This window comes from Marinicrinis lubricantis (assembly GCF_042658665.1).
Taxonomy (GTDB): domain Bacteria; phylum Bacillota; class Bacilli; order Paenibacillales; family KCTC-33676; genus Marinicrinis; species Marinicrinis lubricantis.
On the sequence record NZ_JBHSQV010000166.1, the window covers coordinates 1 to 21,583 of the forward strand.

Below are 21,583 nucleotides of genomic sequence, written 5' to 3' on the forward strand. Positions count from 1 at the left end.
AGGCAACGTAACACCCAAAGAAATCAGGGTATGAGGCATAATCATCATAAACGATGAAAAATCGAGCGATTCTATGCAATCAATCGAATAAGAGGTGCAGTGTCCGATATTAGGGGGTTAAGCCGACCATCAGGGGTTATTACCGTACCAGGTCAGGCACATGTTTACATCAAGATTAAGGAGGGGCGCTTTAGGATGACGTACGAGGAAATCATGGACAGGTTAAAGGAGATGGGGACGGAACAAACGAAGAAGACCTTTATACGCCATGGAGCCAAGGAACCCTTCTTTGGCGTGAAGGTAGGGGATTTGAAGAAGCTGGTGAAAGTTGTGAAGAAGGATCAGGATTTGGCCCTTTCTTTATATCAATCCGGAAACCACGATGCGATGTATTTGGCTGGTCTATCCGTAGATCCAAAGCGGATGACGAAGGAACAGCTACAACAATGGGTAGATCAGGCATATTGGTACATGCTTGCTGAATACACGTTAGCACAAGTTGCTGCGGAAAGTCATTATGCGTTAGAGCTTGCGAGGGAGTGGATCGATTCGGAGAGGGAAATGGTGGCCACCGCCGGCTGGACGACTTACGCCAATTACGTCTCTATTACACCGGATGAAGCATTAGACTTGGACGAAATAAGGCAGCTGCTGAAAAGAGCAGAACAGACCATCCATCAAGAACAAAATCGAGTGCGGTATGCAATGAACAACTTTGTGATCTGCATAGGTGCCTATGTCTCTTCATTAACCGAGGAAGCAAGCCGCGCAGCGGAGGTGATCGGAAAAGTGCATGTGGATGTAGGACAAACCGCATGCAAAGTACCGCTTGCCGCGAATTACATTCAAAAATAGAGGAAAAAGGAAGAATCGGTGTAAAGAGAAAAACATGTATTTGTTAATGATCAAAGAGTCTCGATCTTCCTGAAAACAATAAATGTAAATGGTGAGGAGAGAAAGAAATTGAATATTGAACAAGCCATTCGCGAGCGCAGAAGTGTAGGCAGAGTGAAGGACGTCCCTCTGGATCGGAAAGTCATCGAAAAAATTCTCGAAGCAGGCAATTGGGCGCCAAGCCATCATGCCACCGAGCCATGGCGATTTTATGTCATGACAGGTCGTGGACGGGATGTGCTGGCGAGCGCTTATGCAGATATTGCTGCCGAGCAGGCTGAAGCATCGACTTCTCTTGAAGATATAGAAGACATTCGCCAGAAGCAGGCCAAGAAGGCGTACCGAGCTCCCCTTGTCATTGCCGTCGCGGTCTCCCCTTCGTCCGACCCGAAAGTTGAGCGGAAGGAAGAGTTTGCGGCAGCACATGCAGCAGTTCAAAACATGCTGCTTAGGGCACACGCGTTGGGTTTAGGGGCGATCTGGCGATCGGGTCAGCCGATGTTTCATCCGATCATGAAGCGAGCTTTCCAATTGAAAGATCATGAAGAGCTGGTTGCCCTTGTGTACATAGGTGAGCCGGCAGTAGCTTTGCCTGAAGGAAAAAGACGCCCTGTGGAAGAGAAGACGGTTTGGATCGAACAATAAATGTTCACGGGATAGAATCGAATTGCGTACAGGCCTGAATATTAATGGGGTGCTTCCATGACAGCACGTCTGACGAATCCTTGATGCTGTTCTAATCGTCTGCGCGCTTCAACCGCATTAGCGCCAGTCAGCAGCATGACAATGGCGGTTTTAACATGGCCCTCCGCTTCGGAAAAGGCCAGATCCACCTGTTCCTCCGGTGCATCGGTAGCCAGCCGTATGATACGTTTGGCACGATAGACCAGCTTTTCATTGGATGGGTTAAGATCGACCATCAGATTTTGGTACACTTTGCCCATTCGGATCATGGCTGTCGTTGTCAGCATATTGAGGATCAGCTTTTGGGCGGTACCTGCTTTCATTCGGGTTGAGCCAAGAATAACCTCCGGTCCTACGATGGCTTCCAGCATCAGCTGTGCGTGCTCCGTCATGGGTGTGCCTTGATTGTTGCACAGACCGATGACGGTCGCGCCAATCTGACGGGAACGCCTCATGGCTCCCAGCACATAGGGGGTTCTTCCGCTTGCGGCAATACCGATGACGACATCCTCCTTGCTGACTCCATGTAAATCGATATCACGTGCACCGAGCGCATCGCTGTCTTCCGCGCCTTCGACCGGATCCTTCACGGCTTGAAATCCTCCAGCGATAATGCCCTGTACCATGGAAGGATCGGTTCCATAGGTAGGAGGACATTCCGATGCATCAAGAATGCCGATTCTGCCGCTTGTACCTGCCCCGACGTAGAACAATTTCCCCCCACGCCGAAAAGCATCCACAATGAAATCTGCCGCCTGCGCAATCTTCGGAATAATTTCTTTTACGCTTGCAGCAACCAACTGGTCTTCTTCGTTAATGAGATACATCATCTGTTCCGAACTCAGTTCATCGATGTTTTGTGTCTTCGTATTCGCCTGCTCCGTAATTAATCGGCTTAAAATATGATTCATGAGGCACATTCCCCTTTATTTCAGTCTCGAAAAACTGGGTGATCACAGCCATGTGGTTCGTTTTATGGTGTTTCGTTCCCTTGGGTGAACGTGTTTCGAGCCAGCAGGGCGGCTCCTGCTGCGGCTGACCTGCCCCGCCCTTGACGAATAATGTGCAGATCTGGATAGCTTGCGTGGATCTGTGTACAAAACGTATCATAAAAAAATATAGAATGTTGAAAGATTGAACCGGTAACCAGAACTTCCGATTGCTGAAGCAGTAGGTCTTGACATATGAGTGCAAGGGTTGATTGCGCGAGCAGCGCCGCTTCTTCATCCAAAATCCTGCATGCCACCTCGTCACCTTCCGCACCGGCTTGAATGCAGTATTTGGCGAATGCGGCAATATCCCTTTTGCCGATGTGCGGTTGATAAATATGCGTTCTTAAATCCGTGATCGATCTAAAATGATAGGCTTGGTTAATGAGCTCGGTTAATTTCGTAGGTGGGAGCCTTCCTTCATGGCTGAGAATAACTGCCTTAAGCGTTTTCAAACCAATTTGATAGCCGCTCCCTTCATCTCCCAATATATGTCCCCAACCGCCGACCTGATAATGCTTACCCTCACGTGTAATGCCGTACGTATTTGAACCCGTTCCTGATATGACAACGATGCCATAGGATTTTTCGAGGGCCGCCATGAGAGCAATCTCAGCTTCCGTCTTCAGCAGGATCGGAAAACAACGATGTTGATGAGTTTGATAAGCATAGAGAAAATCACGGATTTTCTTCTGTTCCGCCTCGGTCCTTACGCCTGCCAACGCAAGGCATATTCCTCCACATATATGATGCTCTAAATCGACCTTTTCGAATAACCGATCAAGGATGCTTTCCAGTTCCTGCGCCGCCTTGGGAAAGGGGACTGCGTGCATATTGGTGGAGCCCCCGAGAAGAGTGGTAAACAGTTTCCCTTCATTGCTGATGACGGCTGCTTCGGTTTTGGTGCCGCCTCCATCGATTCCGATAAACACCTTCATCGCCATCACTTCACTTTCCCTTTTAGTATAGGAGAAGGAATAACGTTTGTAAAACAAAATTTTATATATTAAAAAAATATTGAAATTATATTTCACCGCGCCTATAATAAACCTAACTCCGCTTCGCATTGAAAGCGATGCCAATCGGTTCTTTCATGCGGACACGTTAGATAGTCTAACATGCTAATGAGGGGGATAGGGTGAAGGTGAGCCTTATCAAGCATATTTGTTTAGAGAGGTTGTGATAACAATGAATGGCGGGCTGGTTCGATTGCGGGAAGTATTTGACACATTAACGCCCTCAGAACGAAAAGCAGCATCCTACATATTACAAAATCCGGGTGAAATGATCGAACTGTCCGTGGCGGAGCTGGCTGCGAAAAGCGGTTCAAGTCAAGCGGCGATTATCCGCTTATGTAAAGCAATGGGAATGAAAGGCTATCAAGATTTGAAATTGAAGGTTGCGGGTGATCTGCAGGAGAATGAAAGCATAGGCTATCAAGATATACGCCCGAATGACAGCATTGCATCGATCATCCAAAGTGTGTCGGCCAATAATATTCAATCCATTCGAGATACGCTGAAAATTTTGGATGCCGAAATGGTGGGAAGAGCGGTTGAAGCGCTCGATCAGGCGAAAAAAATATATTTTTTTGGTCTGGGTGCCTCTAACCTGATTGCGATGGATGCGCAGCAAAAGCTGCTTCGAATTAACAAATTCAGCTTTACATTCTCGGATCCGCACGTACAGCTGACTTCTGCGGTAACGCTCACGCCGGAGGATGCTGCCGTCTGCATTTCGTACTCTGGTGAAACCAAAGAGGTGATACAGGCCGCGAAGATAGCCAGAGAGAACGATTGCCGTACGATTAGCATTACGAAGTATGGTGAATCGACGTTAAGCAAACTGGTGGATATTCCGCTTTTTACCTCATCTACGGAGAATGAAATCCGAAGCGGAGCCATGTCATCACGAATTACACAGCTGAATGTGATAGATATTCTTTACTTGGGCGTTGCCAGCCACAGCTACGAACAATCCGTTAAATATTTGGAACAAACCCGCAGAGCCATCAAAAGGTTGTAAACTGCGGCTTTCCGAAAGCTGCAGGCAGCAAATACAATGCAAGTCCAATCACAGAGTCAAGGAGATGAAGGGGAATGGGGAAAAGGTGGTTCGTACTCTTATTAGCTCTCGTACTCGTGTTTATAACCGCTTGCAGCAACGGAAATAACGGAAATAACGGAAATGGCGGGGGATCGAATTCCGCTAATAACGGGGGGAATGAAGGCGGCAGTACGCCGGCCCCGAGCGGAAACGATCAGGAAAAGCCAGAGGAAGATACGGTGGTTGTTTGGACTTATCCGGTACATGGTTATTATGAGGATGAATTGAAGGAGCTCGTAGCCGACATTGAACAGCAGTATCCGCATATTACGGTGAAGACGGAGATGCTCTCGTGGGCCGAAGGGCCGCAAAAATTCGATGTCGCGCTCAATTCCGGAAACCCGCCAGATTTATATTTCCACAGCGTGGACGGCATGTACGTTAATACCGGTTTGGCTATTCAGCTGGATGAATATTTAACACCGGAAATTAAAGAGGATTATTATCCCGGAACGTTGGAACTGGGACAAATACAAGGCAAACAGTATGGTCTTCCTCTGTATCAATACCAGTGGGCGTGGGGGGGCAATAAGCGCATTCTAGAGGAAGCCGGAATTGATTGGCAAACCATTCAGAAGGAAGGCTGGACATGGACAGAATTCAAAGAAGCTGCGCAGCAGCTAACAAAGCAGCTTCCTGACGGTTCGACACAATACGCACTGGTCACCGATGGCACCTCACTAGATTTTATTGAAATGCTGACACGCAATAACAACATGCCGGATGTGCTGGATGAGGAAGGGAATTTCCAGTGGAATGACGAGCGAATTGTGGAGACGCTGACCTTTATCAAGGATCTTCTGGATGCGGGTCACATGCCGAAGGAAACCGCAGCCATTGCTCCAGCCAAACGGACGGAAATGTTTTACGCAGGTCAGGCCGCAATTATTTCCAAAGCAATTCCTTATTATGATGTCATGATTGTGAACCGCAATAAAGATATTGATGCAGGCAAAGTGGAAGGAGAAAAGATTGACTTCGTTCTGCTCCCCGTGCCGCATCATGATGGCGCACCGCCGAAAACAACGATGGGCGGGGAAGGCTACGTCGCATTCCGCCAAAAGAATGATAAAGGGGAAGAGCATGCTCGAAATACGTTCCTCGTCATGGAGGCGTTAAGTGGAGCGAAAGCGGGCAATTCCGCCAACGAGCTGGCATTGCCGTTCGTGAGGAAATCGCAGGCTGAGCTGTTCGAAGGCAAGGGGCTGGGCAATCCGGTCAATCAGGAAGCGGCGAAGATCATGGCCGAGAACATTTCCATGCCCGTAGTTCTGAAGCTGGATGTCGATTTGGCGGCAAAGCAAAAGCAGTTTAAAGAGCAGGTCGTCAAGCCGAATATTCAGGCGTTGTTCGCTGGAGAGAAATCACCGGAGGACATCGCCGAGGAGTTTAAGAGCAGAGGTCAGCAAATATTAGGCCCGTAATGCTTCAGCGGGAAGGCGGTCTGCCTCCGAGGTGTGGGCGATGCCGCCTTCCTTTTTTCTTTTGAAGGAGGCTGGAAGATGCAGACGAATTTGGCGACGAACCGCGCTCCATCACCGCGCGCAGCATTTTGGCGTGAATACGGTTGGGCGTATGTATTTATTCTCACTCCGGTACTGCTTTTTCTCATATTTACATTATATCCGGTTATCTCTGCGCTGATTATGAGCTTCCAACACTACAGCATTATGGAAACAACGTGGATCGGGCTGGACAACTATGAGCGGCTCGTATCGGATGATGTCTTTTGGAAATCGATGCGAAATACGGTGATATTTACAGTCGGGACGGTACCCGTCAATATAGTGATCACCTTTGCCTTAGCTTTTTTTATATTTCAAATGAAAAATTCGGCACAAACTTTTTTCAAAGCCACTTTATATTTGCCTACGGTCGCTTCAGGGGTTACGATCTCGATCGTATGGCTGGCTATCTTTGATCCAACGGATGCCGGTCTGCTTAATCGATTTTTAGGTTGGTTCGGATTGGATTCCGTCATCTGGCTTGGCCAGTCCAGTTCCGCGCTTTTTTCTCTTATGCTCATGAACTGGCTCGGTTCGCATGGAGCGGGAATCATCCTCTATCTAGCGGCGATGGGAGGTATTCCGAAATCGCTCTATGAAGCGGCGGATATCGACCATGCGAGCGGATGGACGAAATTCACGAAAATTACATGGCCTCTGCTGAAACCTACCACACTGTACCTGCTGGTCACAGGTGTCATTACATCCTTCCAAGTATTCATCTCCGTTTATTTAATGACACAAGGCGGTCCTAATTTCGCAACGACAACGATCGCTTATCTCATCTATGAAACAGCCTTTAAATTTTACGATTTCGGTCTCGCTTCGGCACAATCCTTTGTGCTCGCGGCTTTGATTATCATTGTTTCGGTGATTCAATTCAAGTATTTTTCCAGCGACGTCGAATATTAATAGGGTTCAGGTAAGAACAGTTCATCCTGTAAAACCTGGAGGTGTATAGATGAATTCGAAATCGAAGATCATTCTGCTCATCATATCCGCAGCGGTCTTATGCATTTGGGCATTCATTACGGTCATTCCTTTATATTGGATGGTCATCGGTTCTATTCAGGACACGACCGTTTCCGCCACTTACAAGCCGAAAATGCTTCCCACCTCGTGGTCGATGACACCGTATGAACGCTTCTTCGACAAAACCGACGCACTGCGCTGGCTCTTCAATTCTTTGTTCGTTTCATCTGTGCTGACCGTGACGAATGTCTTTTTCGCTTCGTTAGCCGGCTATGCCTTTGCCAAATTAAAGTTTCCCGGCAGCAAAACGGTCTTCTGGATTCTGCTCAGCACGATGATGATCCCGGCACAGGTGACGCTCATACCACTGTACATCCTTGTCATCAACGTATTTAATTTGGGAGATACGTATACAGCCATCATTGCGCCAGCACTCGTCAGTGTGGGCAATATCTTTTTGATGAAGCAGTATATGTCCACACTGCCGTCATCTTTAATTCATGCCGCGCGAATCGACGCTTGTAGTGAGTTCGGTATTTTTTGGAAGGTCATTTTGCCGATGGCAAAGCCAGGGCTTGCGGTACTCGCCATCTTTACTTTTGTGACCTCGTGGAATGAGTTCTTTTGGCCGTTCCTTGTCACCAGCTCCACGGAAATGCGGACGATTCAGGTGGGATTAGCTTCTTTCGTATTCGCGGATGCAACGGATTATGGGGCGATTATGGCTGGCGCGACGGTAGGGGCACTGCCCATGATCATTTTGTTCTTCGCACTGCAGCGCTATTTCCTGCAGGGCATCACCATTGGGGCCGTTAAAGGATAAGGGGGGATAACCGATGGCTTGTGTTGAATTTCGGAATGTACGTAAAGAGTTTACGGATGAGAAAAAGGGCACCTTCACGGCCGTGGCGGATTCCAACTTGATCATTCAGGACAAGGAATTTCTCGTATTCGTCGGACCTTCCGGCTGCGGCAAGACCACTTCGCTGCGGATGATCGCCGGATTGGAACGGCAGACCAGCGGAGATATCTTAATCGGGGATCGTATCGTCAATCATCTTCATCCGAAGGATCGGGATATCGCGATGGTGTTTCAGGACTATGCGCTATATCCGCATATGACGATTCGGGAAAATCTTTCGTTCGGTCTGCGTAACTTGAAGAAACCGAAGGACTATATTGAGAAGAAAGTGAAGGAAGCCGCGGTGATATTGGGGCTGGAGGATATGCTAAACCGCAAGCCACGTGAATTATCAGGCGGCCAGCGTCAGCGTGTGGCGGTCGGCAGGGCCATTGTCCGTGATCCGCAAGTATTCTTGTTCGACGAGCCGCTTTCAAATTTGGATGCGAAGCTGCGGGTTCAGATGCGTGTAGAGCTTTCGGAGCTGCACAAACGGTTAGAAGCGACGATCGTCTATGTGACACACGATCAGGTCGAGGCCATGACACTCGGGGAGCGCATTGTCGTGATGAATCAAGGAATGATCCAACAGATCGCCACGCCGAAGGAGCTCTATGCCAATCCGCAAAATATGTTTGTGGCCGGATTTATCGGTTCACCGGCTATGAATTTTATAGACGCTGTTGTGGAAGGCAATAAGGTCATCGTGGAGGGTACTTTCTTGAAGGTGCCGAACCATGTGGCTGCAGTATTGCAAGGGTATGAGCATCGGCCTATCGTCGTGGGAATACGTCCCGAGCACATATATGGCGACGACTATGCGCCGAGTATCGATCGTGAGCATACGCTGCAGGCGCGCATTCAAGTGGTGGAGCATCTCGGTTCGGAAAATTTGGTCTATTTTCGAATGGGAAGCCGTAGAATTACGGCAAAGGTGCACCCGGAGACGAAGGCTTATGCCGGCTTGGAGAAAACCTTTGTGCTTGATATGAGTAAGGTTCATTATTTCGACCCGTTAACCGAGCAGCGGATTTTATGAAGAGAGCGCCCTTAGAGAAGGAGAGAGATACATTATGCGCAAATTGAATGAAGTACTCGTCAAATCGGGAGCGGAGGTGTACCGAGAGATCGTCACGGCGGTGCTGCACAGCCTAATGGGTTCGATCGTGCTGATTCCATTGGTGCTGTTCACGCCTGCGCCGGTAGCGCTCATGCTTTTTCCCCTCTTGTATATGCCTTTACTGTATGGAGGAATGTATGCATATCATCGCAAATGGATGGGAGAAGCATCTAAAATCCGGGATGTATGGGCAGGTGCTGTGAAAGGCTTTGTCCCTTCAGCTGTGTTCGGTTTTCTTATCACGGTTTTGATCCTCATCGTTTGGTCCACCTGGTGGTATTACGGCGGAAAGGATGGCTTCATATATTTGACGATTGCCGTATTTCAGACGTATTTTGCGCTTATGGCATGGGCTTCCCAGTTTTATACACTCCAGCTCGTCCTGCAGAAACAAATGGGGATATTTCATGCGATGGGGGAAAGTGTGAAGCTGTTTTTTCGCCATCCTGCCTATACGATTGGGGCTTGTATACAGGCGTTGATCTTTACGATGCCCCTGCTGGTCACGATCGTCGGGTTTGCCGCGCTGTTCGGCGGTATTGCCGCGATATATATGCATAAAGCGGCAAATAACATGTTTCAGCCTGAGGCGGGTAAGAATGAGGCGGCGGAGGCGATGAACGATGGATCGTATCGTGCGTACGGGGATTGATCGACTGCCGGATTTAAACCACCCGATGCTGTCCGATCGGAGAATAGGTATAGTGACAGGCCCTACCGGAATTACAGCGGATTTCCGTTCTACGATTGAGGTTTGCGCTGGTCTTGCTTCCGCCAAGATTGCGGCTCTATTCGCCTGTGAGCATGGCTTGTACGGGGAACGGCAGGCAGGTGAGACGTTCGGGGATGAGTTCGAACCGTACTATGGCGTTCCGGTATACAGCTTGTACGGCGAGCGGCGAAAGCCGACTTCAGACATGCTGGAGCCATTGGATACAGTTATTTTTGATATGCAGGATACAGGGGTTCGCTTTTACACGTATTTGTCGACGCTGTTTTACGTCATCGAAGCTTGTGCGGAATATGGAAAAAGCCTTCTCGTGCTTGACCGTCCAAATCCGCTGGGCGGGCTGAGGTGTGAAGGCGGATTACTTGTTCCGGGCTTTGAATCCATGGTCGGCGCATGGACGATGCCGATCCGTACTGGAATGACGATCGGTGAGCTGGCTGGCATGTATAACGCGGAACGTCAGTTAGGCTGTGAGCTGGAAGTTGTCTGGCTGGAAGGATGGAATCGACGGATGGAATTTCAAGATACCGGCCTTCCCTGGCTTATGCCGTCACCGAATATGCCGACAATGGATACAGTACGGACGTATGCCGGGACCTGTCTGCTGGAAGGCACCAATGTATCCGAAGGTCGAGGTACGACGAAACCGTTCGAGTGGATTGGGGCGCCTTGGATAGACGGTAGGAAATTGGCGGGGAGGATGAAGTCATATGGCCTTCCCGGTATTCATTTTCATCCGATGTATGCGTCCCCGGTCTACTCGAAGTATAAGGGACAGAAGTGCGGCGGTGTACAGCTGTTCGTGACGGACCCGAAGGCGTATCAGCCCGTTCACACCGGATTAGTGCTCCTGCATGAGCTAAGCCGTCAGTACCCTGAACATTTCGAATGGCTGAAGCCTGCAGAAGAAGGGAGGCGCTGTTTCATCGATTTGCTGACAGGCAGCGATGAGGTTCGGAAGAACATAGCCAAGATCTATGGTTTAGAACATATCATATCCAGTTGGTCGAGCGATGTGGAGAGGTGGAAACGAATGCGAGAGCCATATTTACGTTACGAGGAGGGGCTGGGATGAAGAAGCGCATGATCGCAAGTCTTCTAAACACGCAATATAGGGCAATCGTTCAAGAGCAGGATCAAAATTTAATAAGTGATCGCTTATGAAAACATTAAATACAATAAGCAGTAAAACCGTTGTGACCGCTGTCGGTTTGATGTCGGGCACTTCACTGGACGGCATTGATGCGGCCGTTGTGACGATTGAAGGCTGTGGTCTGGATTCCAAGGTGAAGCTGATTCAGTATGTGAATAAGCCGTATGATCCGAACTTCCGTGAAAGGCTGAAAGAGCTTTGTACACTAGAGCATTCGAATGTGGCGCTGGTGTGCAGCATGAATTTCGAACTGGCGGAGCGCTTCGCCCAGGCTGCGATAGAGGCCGTCCAAGAGGCCGGAATGCCGCTCGAGGCGATTGACTTTATTAGTTCACACGGTCAGACGGTGTGGCATATTCCTGAGAACTCAGCTGACGATCCTCGTCTCATACGGTCAACACTGCAGCTTGGCGATCTGTCGGTATTGGCGAAGCGAACTGGAAGAATCGTCGTCGGTGATTTTCGTCCGGCAGATATGGCCATGAACGGTCAAGGAGCACCGCTGGCGCCTTACGGTGATCTGATTTTGTTTCGCCAAGGCGACAAGGGCCGGATTCTCCAAAATATCGGTGGAATCGGGAACTGTACAGCACTGCCTCCTGGAGCGGGACCAGAAGAGCTGTTAGCCTTCGATACCGGTCCTGGCAATATGCTGATCGATCAAGCTGTACAAACCTTGTCCGGGGGACAGCTTATGTTGGATGCCGGCGGTGCTTGGGCCTCCAGAGGAACCCCGAACGAGGCACTGCTTACCGAAATGCTGGTTCATCCTTATTTCAAACAAGCTCCGCCTAAATCAACAGGGCGGGAGGTGTTTGGAAAAGCCTATGCCGAACATTGGATTGCGAAGGTAAAATCAGCGGGCTGCACGGATGCCGACATTGTGGCAACAGCCACCGCTTTTACAGCCAGATCTATAGCGGACGGATATAGAAGGTTTGTGTTACCGCGCTATTCGATTGAGGAAGTGATCGTAACCGGTGGAGGAGCCCACAATCGAACACTGATGCAGATGCTCCGTACTCTGCTGCCTAAACAGAACGTGATGACCTCCAATATGCTCGGATTTGATGATGACGCTAAAGAAGCGGTCATATTTGCTCTGCTCGGAAATGACTTTCTGCATGGCATAAGCAGCAATCTGCCCGCTGCTACTGGCGCGCATCGTGCTACGGTCTTGGGAAAGCTGGCACTTCCCTAGATGCCGAGAAGGCGACAAGGTTCGTATTAGAGATGGAGAATGTATCGAGAAAATTTCGTGTCAGCACATTCTCTAGTGAGGTATAATGATCTTTAGAACACAAAATATGGTGAAAGGTGGAGTAAATATGCCTGATATGCTTGTGAAATTGTATGATTTACCTCCGAATGGGAGCGCTCACAAAAAACTCGAAGAAAAAGGAATCACCATTCGCAGGGGGCTTCCTCCGGAGAAGCACATCGTAACGGAATGGGTGAAGAGCCATTTTAATGCGCATTGGTCGAGTGAATGCGAGGCGGCGTTCGCTAGACAACCGGTGTCCTGCTTGCTTGCAACAAAGACGATCACGATTGACGGCAAGTCTTCGGAAAAGCTGATCGGCTTCGCCTGTTATGACGCAACGGCCAAAGCATTCTTCGGTCCGACGGGAGTCGATCCAGCAGAAAGGGGTATAGGGGCAGGCAAGGCGCTGCTGATCGCGGCCCTGCATGCTATGCGAGAAGAAGGATACGGATATGGCATTATCGGAGGGGCCGGTCCCGTTCAATTTTACAGTAAGACCGTGGGTGCCATTGAAATTCCGGAATCATCTCCAGGCATTTACCGGGGCATGCTGAAATAATTCAACTTTTTCTCATCTCGAAAAATTCACATTCATCTCTGCGGTAATAAGTCACATCACTTACACTATTTTGGATGACGACCATGTCTTCCGTGTAACGAACGATCGTGCCCCCAGTACCAACCATGTGGTCGTCTTGGAACACACGAATTCTCGCTTCTCTTTCCATCGCTTCATCCAAATCGGCATCGGTGACGAGCTTTTGATTGCGTGCCATGGACCGATTCCCCCTCTATTATAAATCATTGGGTTGTATCAACATTGTAACAAAAGGAAGGCGATTCCTCCATCCAAGATAGCGGGGAACGAAAAGATGGCAGTCAGTAAAGCTGACTGCCTAGTTCACCTGCATCACATATCTAACACAAAAATCAAAAATAGTATCTTATTTTCCATTGTCACGAAATTATGATGTCCACGCAGGCTGCTCGCTTTTCTTTTTGCGAATGGGCTTTTTATCTAACTTCGGCAAATGACGAATTCCGCGGAGCATTGGACCGCCGCACAGCGGGCAGCCTGGAGAATCGTCATCTGACATTTCTTTACGCATCCATGCCTTGCATTCGTTATTTCGGCATCTCCAGATGGGGACAGGGGCAACTTCCGGCTTTGGAGAGGTTTCTGTATCCATTCATGCTCACCTCCGCTCTTAATATCCCTCACATGGAAGGCTTCATGACTGCCGTGTGTTGACAAATGCTTCATAACCCGCGTTGGTATTATTTCAGCGAGCTGATTGCTCCGTCGCAGCTGGAGTTGGATTGGTTAAGCAAGGACGCTGAATAACTTTCAATTCAAGTTAATCCGAGGCAGGGAGTTCATAACTTCCTGCTTTTTTGCGATGAGGCCGGGCATCGAAGGCGTATGGAAAATTATCCTTTGTTTTTTTACAAAATATCTGTTTTTTCTACAAAAATATAGTACTATAGAACTGATGAAGTCATATAGAAAACTTCAGAAAAGGCAAACCTAGTCGAAAGACAGGGACGCAAAGCCACGGGCCTAAAGCAAAAAGCAATGGCAGCCGGGTCGCCTAGAGGTTGGGGTTATTGCCGCCTACTAGAAGGGCGGTTTTTTTTATCGGTGCTTTGTATTGCCTAGGGAAGTGCGGGGTGATCAGGAAAATTGGATCTATATCATTCATGAAGTCGGAGGTGGATTTTAGGACTTGTTTCATAACTGGATGCATGCGCCAAGTTTGAGAATTTTGCAGTTCAAGGATGGTCGAATGTGTACATGAAGGAATTTGCTATGAAAGCAGCAGTGATTTACGGCTTATTTGGTGTCATGTATATTGCGTTTTCCGACTATGCGCTGGAGTGGTTCGGCATCACGCATGACAGTGTACATCGGCTGCAATCCATCAAAGGTTGGGTTTTTATTACGGCGACAGCCATATTGATGTACATACTTATACGTAAATCGATGCTAAGAAGGTATATGGATGAGAATACGGGCCTGCCGAATCGGCAGTTGTTTAAAGCCAACTGGAAAAGTAAATTCGTTGATGGTCGAAAGGTCACACTGCTCCTTATAAATATTGATCGATTCAAGCAAATGAATGATGCTTTTGGAGAGGAAACAGCAGATCAGCTGCTCCGTGAGACTGCGCAAAGGATGAAGGGCCAAATCAGTATGGGGATGAAGCTCTTTAAAATTTATGCCGATGAATTTGCCATACTAATCGAAAAGGAAATCGGGCTGCAGGATCTTCAGCAATTATGTAATATGTTGATTGACCAATTTCAGAAGCCGTTGTTGATCGGGCATTATGAAATTTATGCTCATATTCGAATCGGCGCATCCTTGTCGAAGAGTCATTGCAGCTTAGAAGAGCTGCATCAACAGGCAAATTATGCGCTTCAGATCGCAAAAAGGGACGGCAAGGAGCTGCAGTTCTTCTCGCCCGAGATTAAATCGTACAGAGAACAGCTGCTGCTCGAGAATGAAATGCAGTCCGCGCTTCAGAATGAACATTTCGAGGTGCATTATCAGCCGCAATATCATTCTGCAACCTCTAGTATGATTGGACTAGAAGCTTTGCTTCGTTGGAAGCATCCGGATAAGGGATGGATATCTCCCGGGGAATTTATCCCCCTTGCAGAAGAAAGCGGGTTGATCGTGCCGCTTGGCGAGTGGACGATAAGGAAAGTTTGCGAGCAAATTAAAGAATGGCAGGAGCATGGACTGGAAGTGCCTAAAATCGCCATTAATTTGTCATTGAAGCAGCTGCTTCATACGAATTTTCCGAAGAGGGTACTCGAAATCATTCACCAGGAGCAGTTAAATCCTTGCGCTCTCGAGTTTGAAATTACTGAAAGCGTCGCAATTGATATGGATCATGCGGCAGAAGCTATCCGTAGCTTGAAGGAATCCGGTTTTAGTATCAGTATGGACGATTTTGGTACGGGTTACAGCTCACTGAATGCACTGCACAAGCTTCCGGTAGATAAACTGAAGATCGATAGAAGCTTTGTGCAAAATATATTGAATGATGAACAAAAAGCGGGTATTTTGAAAACGATTATTGACTTAACGAAGCATTTGGATATGATGGTGATCGCCGAAGGCGTTGAAAAGCAGGACGAGGTACAATTTTTAATGCAAAACGGATGTGAGTATATCCAGGGGTACGTATACAGCAAGCCTTTGCCCCCAATGGAGCTTGCCAAGAGAGTACAATTCGAAATGATCAGAAAAAAAGCGCCGTGAGGAAAGCATCCTCGTAGGCGTTTTTTTCATTCGCTTGCAGGATATTCGTATTCGATTTCCTGCGACTTTTCGTTGAAACGCACCTTCAAATCATGACCGTCAAAGTACCAAAGATCGGTTTGCTCCACGTAAAACGTAATTCCTGCAACCTCCGTCTTGGCAGCGGCTCTTGAAGGCTCATCAAATGAAATGCCGAGGGAGTAGCTTGTCTGAATGGTGCTGTGTCCGCCGTATTTGGTGAAGAAACGGACATAGCTTCCCGGCTTCAGATCCATCTCTTGAATAAAGTGCTGAGCGGCTTGGGAATCTACATCAATTTTCATTTCTGCATCGACCTTTCCCTACAAGAAGTAGCTTTATTATGGCAAAACAATAAAGAGAAAGCAAGAAATTGGGCTTAATTAATAGAAAATTCTGAAAATTTGTTCAAAAAAGCAGGAAAGAAAGCGCTTACTATTGAATTTAATATAATATCAACATTTTTACAGCACAGTTCACAGGTATGCTTTTGGGCACATCGCAGCTGTAGAAGACAAAAATGCTGCATGTGAAACGAATGCATGACAAACAATACCATATATATTCGGTTTGCTACAGCATGAAGGGAGGATGCCGTATGAAGGTAAGACATATGAAGAAGGTACAGCTAACAAGAATCATCACCGGGATTTGCATCACGGTATTCTTCTTGGCAGGATGCGGACAGAGGGAGCCATTTTTCGGTGCTGCTCCCGTGCAAGCGAACGATGCAGATTTTACGCTTCAGAGCATCGTGGATGAAAAAGCATTTTTGGACCGAAGCCGGGATGAAGGCAAGCTTTCGATTCGATATTTTCATTTTAGTGATCAAGAAAAGGGCGGGGATTCGATTTACATTGAGGCGCCGGACGGCTCAAACCTGCTGATTGATGCTGGATATGAGAAGGCTGGTAAAGCATTGGTTCAATCCTTAAGCGACTTGGGAGTGGATCATCTCGATGCCGTCGTAGCGACCCATCCGCATCACGATCATATCGGAGGGTTTATTTCCCTTTTGGACGCAAAGCATGTGGGCCGTGTTTATATGCCGAAGGTTGCGAACGATACGATTTTGTTCGAGCAGTTTGTAGAGAAGATCAAGGAGAAGGCGATTCCGGTTTCCTTTTTGGAACGGGGAGACGTCATTGCCATGAATACGGATGTGCAGCTGGATGTGCTGGGGCCGCCCAAGGGAACGGGGACGAAGAATATTCCTACTTCCATGAGTACTTCAGCGATTAATAACCTCTGCTTGGTGTTGAAGCTTCATTATGGAGAGAGGACGTTCTTATTCACGTGTGATGTATACAAGAGGGCTGAATTTGAGCTTACTGAGGCCTTCGGCAGCAGTTTAAAGGCGGATATGCTGCATGCTCCTCATCACGGAAACCATACGTCATCGTCCATTCCGTTCATTCAAGCCGTTAGGCCGAAGCTGACCATATTCAGCTCTCATGAAGTCTACAGCAAGACCGTTTATGAGAATTACCGAAAAAGCGGGAGCCGGATTGCCGTAACCGGAATTGATGGGAATATATTAATTCTTTGTGATGGAAACAGTATACAATTAGTCACTCAGCGGGTGACATGATTGATTTCAATATTTCAGCAGCTGATAATGTCCAATCCCGGGTAACGGACGTGTCTCGCCTTTTACAGCATGGTACCAGCCAAAGCATAAATAAACAAGCAGAAGCAGGTTGCCAAATGGCAGCACAAACAGCCATCCCAGTACGGGAATAAAGGTGCCGATGACATTGACGGATAAGACCATCAAGAGAAAAATGAGTCCTTGATTCGCATGAAATAGGGCGTATGCGGATGTTCTCTGCATCATGAGCGGCAGAAAAAATAGAAGGTAGGCGAGAACGGCAACAATTTTCTCTTGATTCGTAACGGAATGTGCTGGATGGCGATTGCCAGAGTCAAGCATCATGAATCCTCCTTACGGAAAAGGTTCTGATTTTGAGAATGGGGCTTGTTCACGCAGTAGGTTAGTACCATGATATGTGAGTGAAGGCTGGAGCATGACAATATCTTGTCTGCTGCTTAGGAGAACCAAGGGATATTCGTATCCCTTGGTTTATTTTGTTAGAATTGAAGGACAGGATAGGCTTCAGGAGGGTATTACAATGGATAGTATCATGGATGTGCGCATTGAAGAAGCAGGTTATTCCGAACAGAAGGCTTCTATTTTTGAAATTGAATTCTCTCTTTATCCGGGGGAACTCGTTGGATTAATCGGTCCGAATGGGGCAGGGAAGAGTACGACGATTAAAGCAATATTGGGCTTACTTCGGCATATGAAGGGGGATGTTCGGTTTAAAAGCGGAGAGATGTCGTGGGGCTATATTCCGGAGCAGCCGGTTTATTATAATCAAATGACACTTTTTGAGCATATGGCGTTAGCTGCGGCTGTTTATGGTATGTCGAAAGAGCAGTTAAAGACTCGCGGGGACATGCTGCTAGAGCGTTTCAAGCTGAAACATGTAAAGCATCATTATCCAACGAGCTTTTCCAAAGGCATGAAGCAGAAGATGATGCTCATTATCGGCTTCCTGCACTCGCCCTCGATTTATATTATTGATGAACCGTTTATCGGGCTGGATCCGCAAGGTATGCAGGATTTATTGGAGTTTCTAGGAGAGGAAAGGCGAAGAGGGGCTGCCGTGCTCATGAGCACGCATGTATTGGATACTGCAGAGAAAATATGCGAGCGGTTTCTAGTCATGCGGGAGGGGCAATTAATTGTCGCAGGTGATCTTGAAGAGATTCGCTCCAGAAGCTTTCGTCCAGAGGGCAGTTTGTTCGAATGCTTTCAAATTCTTCATCAGGGGGTGGAATGAACCATATGGCCACTCCCTTGACTTTATTCCGCAATCGGCTCAGCCATCATTGGAATACATATCGTAATGCTTTTTTCATGATCATCGATTGGGTGACTGGACTGTATATACTCGTTCCTGCCGTCCTATTTGCAGGGTATCAATATTGGAGCTGGTGGCAGGAAGTCCCTGTGTGGACGGAATCCGTTCCGGAATTTATTCTATGGTTTTTATTTATCGTATTTATTCAGTTAGGAACGATCCGCTGGTTTATTCACGAAGCGGATGTGCTTTTTTTAACGTACTCGAACCAGTGGATGCGTCCATTGTATCGCTATGCTCTTTGCTATTATTTTGTAATACAGATTTTATCGTTATCGGCCTTATTGCTGTTTATCACCCCCCTTGCCATCCATGCTTATGGTTGGAAGCCGTATGAATTATTGCTGCTTCTTCCGTTGTTACTAGGGGCTAAAGGAATACAGACAACATGCATTCAATGGATGGAGTGCAATTATTCGGGGATCAGCCGATGGATTCGAATCCATTGCTTTCGTGTCGGGATACTTCTTCTTGTTCTCACTCATTTGTATTATTTTCGAGCAAGTATGGTTTATGCTTTCATCGAATGGATCGTATTAGCCCTCGGATTGACGTACACAGTGAAACAAAGGCTGAATATGAGAGGAAGCTTCGGAGTCGACCTGGAGCGGGAGCATCGGGAGCAAATGAGGCTTACGACTCTGCTTGTAGGAGACTATACGGAAAAAAAACCGCTATTTAATGTCAAACGGCCGCGGGTCATCCCGCCGACTGAGCGGATTTATTCTAAAAGTGAGTATACGGCGGCTGCACTTTTGATCAAATCATACTTTCGAGAATCTGGTGGAATTTTAAGATATGGCCAATTTACTTTGCTGGGAATGGCAGCCGTAGCGGGGCCGCCTTTATGGCTCAAGATACTAGTATGGATAATTCTGCCTTTATTGTTCAGCTATTGGTTCAGTTTTCATATTCGGATGTTTAGGTCGCATGATTTTCTCCGAATGTTATCAGGAAGATGGCCCGTACATGGGGATACGACGGCAGCCTTTTGGTTTTTGCTCCCCTATCAATTGCTGCTGACGGTTGTAATTGGGATGTTTTCTGCTTTGGGATGGTGGACCGTTCTATTAGCGATTGGAGCTGTTGCCGTCTGCTGGATGGCTGGACAAAGCGTACTGTTCTATCGCGGAAGAGAATAACCTGATCTCTGCAGGATAAGATAAGGTTATGAATTTCCAAAGAAGGGGCGAAGAAGGAAAGTGGAACCCAACCAACTGCGTTTTCAATTTCAGGACAGACGGGATGCTTATTATGCATTCGATACATTAATGGAGCTCGGATATCAGCCGGTTTTTCAAGATGAGGGAGCGTATCCGATGGTTCAGATCCATATGGAACGCAACGATTTGACTTCAGCGCTTGAGATTGCGCAGGCTCATGGAGGAACATTAGTAGAGGAACGAGATGGGGGTGCCTCAGATGTATATGACACCGCTTATGAAATGGCAGACGAATTGTCGATTCCCGCGCATATCGTGAATGAGGATTTTTCAGAGGCTTATATGAGAGGCGACGGCGAAGGTGCTTTGCAATCTCACGATGAAGATGAGGATACGCTATTCTTCCCTGATGAAACTTTGAACTCCTTTTCCGTTGACCGGATATAGAAGATCACCAAAAAAAGTCCCGATGATGGGACTTTTTTTTGACAGCATAGGAAGTTGAACTTCCCATTACAATCGTCATCCTCGAAGCGATCTTTAAGTTGCAGGCTCCTGCACCGATTCGGCGGCATGCTTCCCTGCCGTGTAACCTGTGCTGAATGCAGCGGTAATATTGTAACCGCCGGTATATCCGTGAATGTCGAGAATTTCTCCGCAGAAAAACAAACCCGGCATCAGCTTTGACTGCATCGTCTTCGGATCTACTTCCTTCAGATGAATCCCGCCGCCTGTTACGAAAGCTTCATTCAACGACAAGGTTCCGTTGATATGAATAGGGAACTTCTTCATCCGCTCGTTCAATTGTCTCCATTCTGCCTTAGGCAGCTGAGAGAAGGTGATATCCTCCGCTACGCCTGCCTGCTGCAATATGACTGGGACAAGTCGATCCGGCAGTATCAGCTTGAGTATATTTTTAATGGCTTTTTTCGGCTCCTGCTCTGCGAGCGAAGAATGAAGCTGATATATTTCGTCTAATGTTTGGTTAGGAAAGAGATCAACCGTCAGCAGAACTTTCGTCGTATTCCATTTTTTCAGTGCTTTGACGACAAACTGACTGCATCTGAGCACGGCTGGACCGGATATGCCGAAATGGGTAAACAGCATATCGCCTTCATGATCGATGATTTTCTTTCCTTTTGGATCCCACACCGTCAGAACGACGTTTCGAAGAGATAGGCCTTGAAGCTCCTTGCTTTGAATAAACGATTCGCCGGAGGTCAGGGGCACCTCGGTCGGATACAGCTCTGTAATCGTATGCCCTGCCTTCTCAGCCCATACATAGCCGTCGCCAGTAGAACCGGTATGAGGTACACTTTTTCCTCCTGTGGCAAGAATCACTGCTCTGCTGCGCAGCGTTTCTCCGGATTTTAGCCGCACGCCCACTGTCTTCTGCCCTTCGTACAGCACTTCATCGACTTCCGCATGGGTTCGAATATCGACACCTTGCCGCTTGACCTGATGGATGAGTGCATCCACGACTGTCTTCGCTTTATCTGAAACGGGAAACATGCGTCCTCGGTCCTCTTCCTTCAGACGAATGCCCAGCCCTTCAAAAAAGTCGATAATGTCCTTGTTGCCGAACTGCGCCAGCGCACTGTATAGGAACCTTCCGTTGCCCGGGATATGCTGGATAAGCTCGTCCAGTTCTTTATTATTCGTTACATTGCAGCGCCCGCCGCCGGATATGCCGAGTTTTCTTCCCAGATGCTTGCCTTTGTCCAGCAGAAGGACCGAAGCACCGTGCTTGCTGGCCGCGATGGCCGCCATGAGTCCAGAAGGGCCTCCTCCTATGATAATGACATCATGCGTCACTTCCGTTTTGCTCCTTTCTTACACGCCGATCTATATACATGCGTTACCACTTATGTCCTGCTTTGCATGTT

The 21,583-nt window shown here is 47.7% G+C and carries 22 protein-coding genes, 1 pseudogene and 1 riboswitch; of the genes and pseudogenes, 16 read left to right on the forward strand and 7 right to left on the reverse strand.

Annotation, left to right across the window (positions count from 1 at the left end; genetic code table 11):
* The first annotated feature begins 195 nt into the window (after positions 1-195).
* Together ACFPXP_RS14200 and ACFPXP_RS14205 are read left to right on the forward strand one after the other, a co-directional pair.
* Positions 196-902: pseudogene (locus tag ACFPXP_RS14200) on the forward strand (DNA alkylation repair protein).
* A 61-nt stretch (positions 903-963) separates the two neighbouring features.
* Positions 964-1,539 carry a nitroreductase family protein gene (locus ACFPXP_RS14205; protein ID WP_379894960.1) on the forward strand — a complete coding sequence of 192 codons (576 nt, stop codon included), beginning with the start codon at positions 964-966 and terminating at the stop codon, positions 1,537-1,539.
* A 41-nt stretch (positions 1,540-1,580) separates the two neighbouring features.
* Here ACFPXP_RS14205 and murQ read toward each other — a convergent pair whose 3' ends face one another.
* Both murQ and ACFPXP_RS14215 read right to left on the reverse strand, forming a co-directional pair.
* A complete protein-coding gene (murQ, locus tag ACFPXP_RS14210; protein ID WP_379894961.1) occupies positions 1,581-2,489 on the reverse strand; it encodes an N-acetylmuramic acid 6-phosphate etherase in 909 nt (302 codons plus the stop codon).
* 62 nt (positions 2,490-2,551) lie between these two features.
* Positions 2,552-3,511: a BadF/BadG/BcrA/BcrD ATPase family protein gene (locus ACFPXP_RS14215; RefSeq protein WP_379894962.1), complete on the reverse strand. Its 960-nt coding sequence runs from the start codon at positions 3,509-3,511 to the stop codon at positions 2,552-2,554.
* Between the two features lie 244 nt (positions 3,512-3,755).
* On the opposite strand from ACFPXP_RS14215, the gene ACFPXP_RS14220 reads away from it, so the two are divergent.
* The 9 genes from ACFPXP_RS14220 to ACFPXP_RS14260 all read left to right on the forward strand — a co-directional run bounded on the left by ACFPXP_RS14220 (position 3,756) and on the right by ACFPXP_RS14260 (position 12,877).
* On the forward strand, positions 3,756-4,592 hold the full coding sequence (locus ACFPXP_RS14220) for a MurR/RpiR family transcriptional regulator (protein ID WP_379894963.1): 837 nt from the start codon (positions 3,756-3,758) through the stop codon (positions 4,590-4,592).
* A 74-nt stretch (positions 4,593-4,666) separates the two neighbouring features.
* The gene (locus ACFPXP_RS14225; RefSeq protein WP_379894964.1) at positions 4,667-6,097 is read left to right on the forward strand and encodes an ABC transporter substrate-binding protein; all 1,431 of its coding nucleotides are present in this window, start codon (positions 4,667-4,669) and stop codon (positions 6,095-6,097) included.
* Between the two features lie 78 nt (positions 6,098-6,175).
* Entirely contained in the window at positions 6,176-7,090 is a 915-nt protein-coding gene (locus ACFPXP_RS14230) for a carbohydrate ABC transporter permease (protein WP_379894965.1), read from the forward strand.
* Positions 7,091-7,139: 49 nt separating this feature from the next.
* The gene (locus ACFPXP_RS14235) at positions 7,140-7,973 is read left to right on the forward strand and encodes a carbohydrate ABC transporter permease (RefSeq protein ID WP_379894966.1); all 834 of its coding nucleotides are present in this window, start codon (positions 7,140-7,142) and stop codon (positions 7,971-7,973) included.
* Positions 7,974-7,986: 13 nt separating this feature from the next.
* The gene (locus tag ACFPXP_RS14240) at positions 7,987-9,090 is read left to right on the forward strand and encodes an ABC transporter ATP-binding protein (RefSeq protein ID WP_379894967.1); all 1,104 of its coding nucleotides are present in this window, start codon (positions 7,987-7,989) and stop codon (positions 9,088-9,090) included.
* A 34-nt stretch (positions 9,091-9,124) separates the two neighbouring features.
* Positions 9,125-9,823 carry a hypothetical protein gene (locus ACFPXP_RS14245; RefSeq protein WP_379894968.1) on the forward strand — a complete coding sequence of 233 codons (699 nt, stop codon included), beginning with the start codon at positions 9,125-9,127 and terminating at the stop codon, positions 9,821-9,823.
* Positions 9,795-10,976 carry an exo-beta-N-acetylmuramidase NamZ family protein gene (locus tag ACFPXP_RS14250; protein ID WP_379894969.1) on the forward strand — a complete coding sequence of 394 codons (1,182 nt, stop codon included), beginning with the start codon at positions 9,795-9,797 and terminating at the stop codon, positions 10,974-10,976. The genes ACFPXP_RS14245 and ACFPXP_RS14250 overlap by 29 nt, the downstream gene beginning before the upstream one ends.
* A gap of 85 nt (positions 10,977-11,061) precedes the next feature.
* The gene (locus ACFPXP_RS14255; protein ID WP_379894970.1) at positions 11,062-12,255 is read left to right on the forward strand and encodes an anhydro-N-acetylmuramic acid kinase; all 1,194 of its coding nucleotides are present in this window, start codon (positions 11,062-11,064) and stop codon (positions 12,253-12,255) included.
* Positions 12,256-12,382: 127 nt separating this feature from the next.
* Positions 12,383-12,877, forward strand: a complete 495-nt coding sequence (locus ACFPXP_RS14260) for a GNAT family N-acetyltransferase (RefSeq protein WP_379894971.1) — start codon at positions 12,383-12,385, stop codon at positions 12,875-12,877.
* Position 12,878: 1 nt separating this feature from the next.
* Here the strand turns inward: ACFPXP_RS14260 and ACFPXP_RS14265 are convergent, their stop codons facing one another.
* Entirely contained in the window at positions 12,879-13,094 is a 216-nt protein-coding gene (locus ACFPXP_RS14265) for a hypothetical protein (RefSeq protein WP_379894972.1), read from the reverse strand.
* Positions 13,095-13,283: 189 nt separating this feature from the next.
* Positions 13,284-13,508 (reverse strand): cold-inducible protein YdjO-related protein, encoded by a 225-nt coding sequence (locus ACFPXP_RS14270; protein WP_379894974.1) that lies wholly within the window; start codon positions 13,506-13,508, stop codon positions 13,284-13,286.
* Positions 13,509-13,829: 321 nt separating this feature from the next.
* A riboswitch (cyclic di-GMP riboswitch) is annotated at positions 13,830-13,914 on the forward strand.
* A gap of 199 nt (positions 13,915-14,113) precedes the next feature.
* Between ACFPXP_RS14270 and ACFPXP_RS14275 the strand changes: the two genes are divergently transcribed.
* The gene (locus tag ACFPXP_RS14275) at positions 14,114-15,589 is read left to right on the forward strand and encodes a putative bifunctional diguanylate cyclase/phosphodiesterase (RefSeq protein ID WP_379894975.1); all 1,476 of its coding nucleotides are present in this window, start codon (positions 14,114-14,116) and stop codon (positions 15,587-15,589) included.
* A gap of 26 nt (positions 15,590-15,615) precedes the next feature.
* Here the strand turns inward: ACFPXP_RS14275 and ACFPXP_RS14280 are convergent, their stop codons facing one another.
* The gene (locus ACFPXP_RS14280; protein WP_379894977.1) at positions 15,616-15,912 is read right to left on the reverse strand and encodes a HesB/YadR/YfhF family protein; all 297 of its coding nucleotides are present in this window, start codon (positions 15,910-15,912) and stop codon (positions 15,616-15,618) included.
* A 293-nt stretch (positions 15,913-16,205) separates the two neighbouring features.
* Between ACFPXP_RS14280 and ACFPXP_RS14285 the strand changes: the two genes are divergently transcribed.
* Positions 16,206-17,198, forward strand: a complete 993-nt coding sequence (locus ACFPXP_RS14285) for a ComEC/Rec2 family competence protein (protein WP_379894978.1) — start codon at positions 16,206-16,208, stop codon at positions 17,196-17,198.
* Positions 17,199-17,204: 6 nt separating this feature from the next.
* Here the strand turns inward: ACFPXP_RS14285 and ACFPXP_RS14290 are convergent, their stop codons facing one another.
* Positions 17,205-17,543 (reverse strand): hypothetical protein, encoded by a 339-nt coding sequence (locus tag ACFPXP_RS14290; protein ID WP_379894979.1) that lies wholly within the window; start codon positions 17,541-17,543, stop codon positions 17,205-17,207.
* Between the two features lie 196 nt (positions 17,544-17,739).
* Here ACFPXP_RS14290 and ACFPXP_RS14295 point away from each other — a divergent pair, with 196 nt between their 5' ends.
* Genes ACFPXP_RS14295 through ACFPXP_RS14305 form a run of 3 tightly spaced genes read left to right on the forward strand, consistent with a single transcriptional unit; the run spans position 17,740 to position 20,144 of the window.
* Entirely contained in the window at positions 17,740-18,453 is a 714-nt protein-coding gene (locus ACFPXP_RS14295) for an ABC transporter ATP-binding protein (protein WP_379894980.1), read from the forward strand.
* Positions 18,450-19,676, forward strand: coding sequence for an ABC transporter permease (locus tag ACFPXP_RS14300; RefSeq protein ID WP_379894982.1), 1,227 nt, complete (start codon positions 18,450-18,452; stop codon positions 19,674-19,676). The genes ACFPXP_RS14295 and ACFPXP_RS14300 overlap by 4 nt, the downstream gene beginning before the upstream one ends.
* A gap of 60 nt (positions 19,677-19,736) precedes the next feature.
* Positions 19,737-20,144: a DNA/RNA helicase gene (locus ACFPXP_RS14305; RefSeq protein WP_379894983.1), complete on the forward strand. Its 408-nt coding sequence runs from the start codon at positions 19,737-19,739 to the stop codon at positions 20,142-20,144.
* Between the two features lie 93 nt (positions 20,145-20,237).
* Here ACFPXP_RS14305 and ACFPXP_RS14310 read toward each other — a convergent pair whose 3' ends face one another.
* Positions 20,238-21,512, reverse strand: coding sequence for a BaiN/RdsA family NAD(P)/FAD-dependent oxidoreductase (locus ACFPXP_RS14310; protein ID WP_379894984.1), 1,275 nt, complete (start codon positions 21,510-21,512; stop codon positions 20,238-20,240).
* Positions 21,513-21,583 lie beyond the last annotated feature (71 nt).

What these genes read in the sequence shown, in the direction of transcription:
- murQ (WP_379894961.1), bottom strand. Translation starts at nt 2,489, where the DNA reads ATGAATCATATTTTAAGCCGATTAATTACGGAGCAGGCGAATACGAAG.
- ACFPXP_RS14215 (WP_379894962.1), bottom strand. Translation starts at nt 3,511, where the DNA reads ATGGCGATGAAGGTGTTTATCGGAATCGATGGAGGCGGCACCAAAACC.
- ACFPXP_RS14220 (WP_379894963.1), top strand. Translation starts at nt 3,756, where the DNA reads ATGAATGGCGGGCTGGTTCGATTGCGGGAAGTATTTGACACATTAACG.
- ACFPXP_RS14225 (WP_379894964.1), top strand. Translation starts at nt 4,667, where the DNA reads ATGGGGAAAAGGTGGTTCGTACTCTTATTAGCTCTCGTACTCGTGTTT.
- ACFPXP_RS14230 (WP_379894965.1), top strand. Translation starts at nt 6,176, where the DNA reads ATGCAGACGAATTTGGCGACGAACCGCGCTCCATCACCGCGCGCAGCA.
- ACFPXP_RS14235 (WP_379894966.1), top strand. Translation starts at nt 7,140, where the DNA reads ATGAATTCGAAATCGAAGATCATTCTGCTCATCATATCCGCAGCGGTC.
- ACFPXP_RS14240 (WP_379894967.1), top strand. Translation starts at nt 7,987, where the DNA reads ATGGCTTGTGTTGAATTTCGGAATGTACGTAAAGAGTTTACGGATGAG.
- ACFPXP_RS14245 (WP_379894968.1), top strand. Translation starts at nt 9,125, where the DNA reads ATGCGCAAATTGAATGAAGTACTCGTCAAATCGGGAGCGGAGGTGTAC.
- ACFPXP_RS14250 (WP_379894969.1), top strand. Translation starts at nt 9,795, where the DNA reads ATGGATCGTATCGTGCGTACGGGGATTGATCGACTGCCGGATTTAAAC.
- ACFPXP_RS14255 (WP_379894970.1), top strand. Translation starts at nt 11,062, where the DNA reads ATGAAAACATTAAATACAATAAGCAGTAAAACCGTTGTGACCGCTGTC.
- ACFPXP_RS14260 (WP_379894971.1), top strand. Translation starts at nt 12,383, where the DNA reads ATGCCTGATATGCTTGTGAAATTGTATGATTTACCTCCGAATGGGAGC.
- ACFPXP_RS14265 (WP_379894972.1), bottom strand. Translation starts at nt 13,094, where the DNA reads ATGGCACGCAATCAAAAGCTCGTCACCGATGCCGATTTGGATGAAGCG.
- ACFPXP_RS14270 (WP_379894974.1), bottom strand. Translation starts at nt 13,508, where the DNA reads ATGGATACAGAAACCTCTCCAAAGCCGGAAGTTGCCCCTGTCCCCATC.
- ACFPXP_RS14275 (WP_379894975.1), top strand. Translation starts at nt 14,114, where the DNA reads ATGAAGGAATTTGCTATGAAAGCAGCAGTGATTTACGGCTTATTTGGT.
- ACFPXP_RS14280 (WP_379894977.1), bottom strand. Translation starts at nt 15,912, where the DNA reads ATGAAAATTGATGTAGATTCCCAAGCCGCTCAGCACTTTATTCAAGAG.
- ACFPXP_RS14285 (WP_379894978.1), top strand. Translation starts at nt 16,206, where the DNA reads ATGAAGGTAAGACATATGAAGAAGGTACAGCTAACAAGAATCATCACC.
- ACFPXP_RS14290 (WP_379894979.1), bottom strand. Translation starts at nt 17,543, where the DNA reads ATGATGCTTGACTCTGGCAATCGCCATCCAGCACATTCCGTTACGAAT.
- ACFPXP_RS14295 (WP_379894980.1), top strand. Translation starts at nt 17,740, where the DNA reads ATGGATAGTATCATGGATGTGCGCATTGAAGAAGCAGGTTATTCCGAA.
- ACFPXP_RS14300 (WP_379894982.1), top strand. Translation starts at nt 18,450, where the DNA reads ATGAACCATATGGCCACTCCCTTGACTTTATTCCGCAATCGGCTCAGC.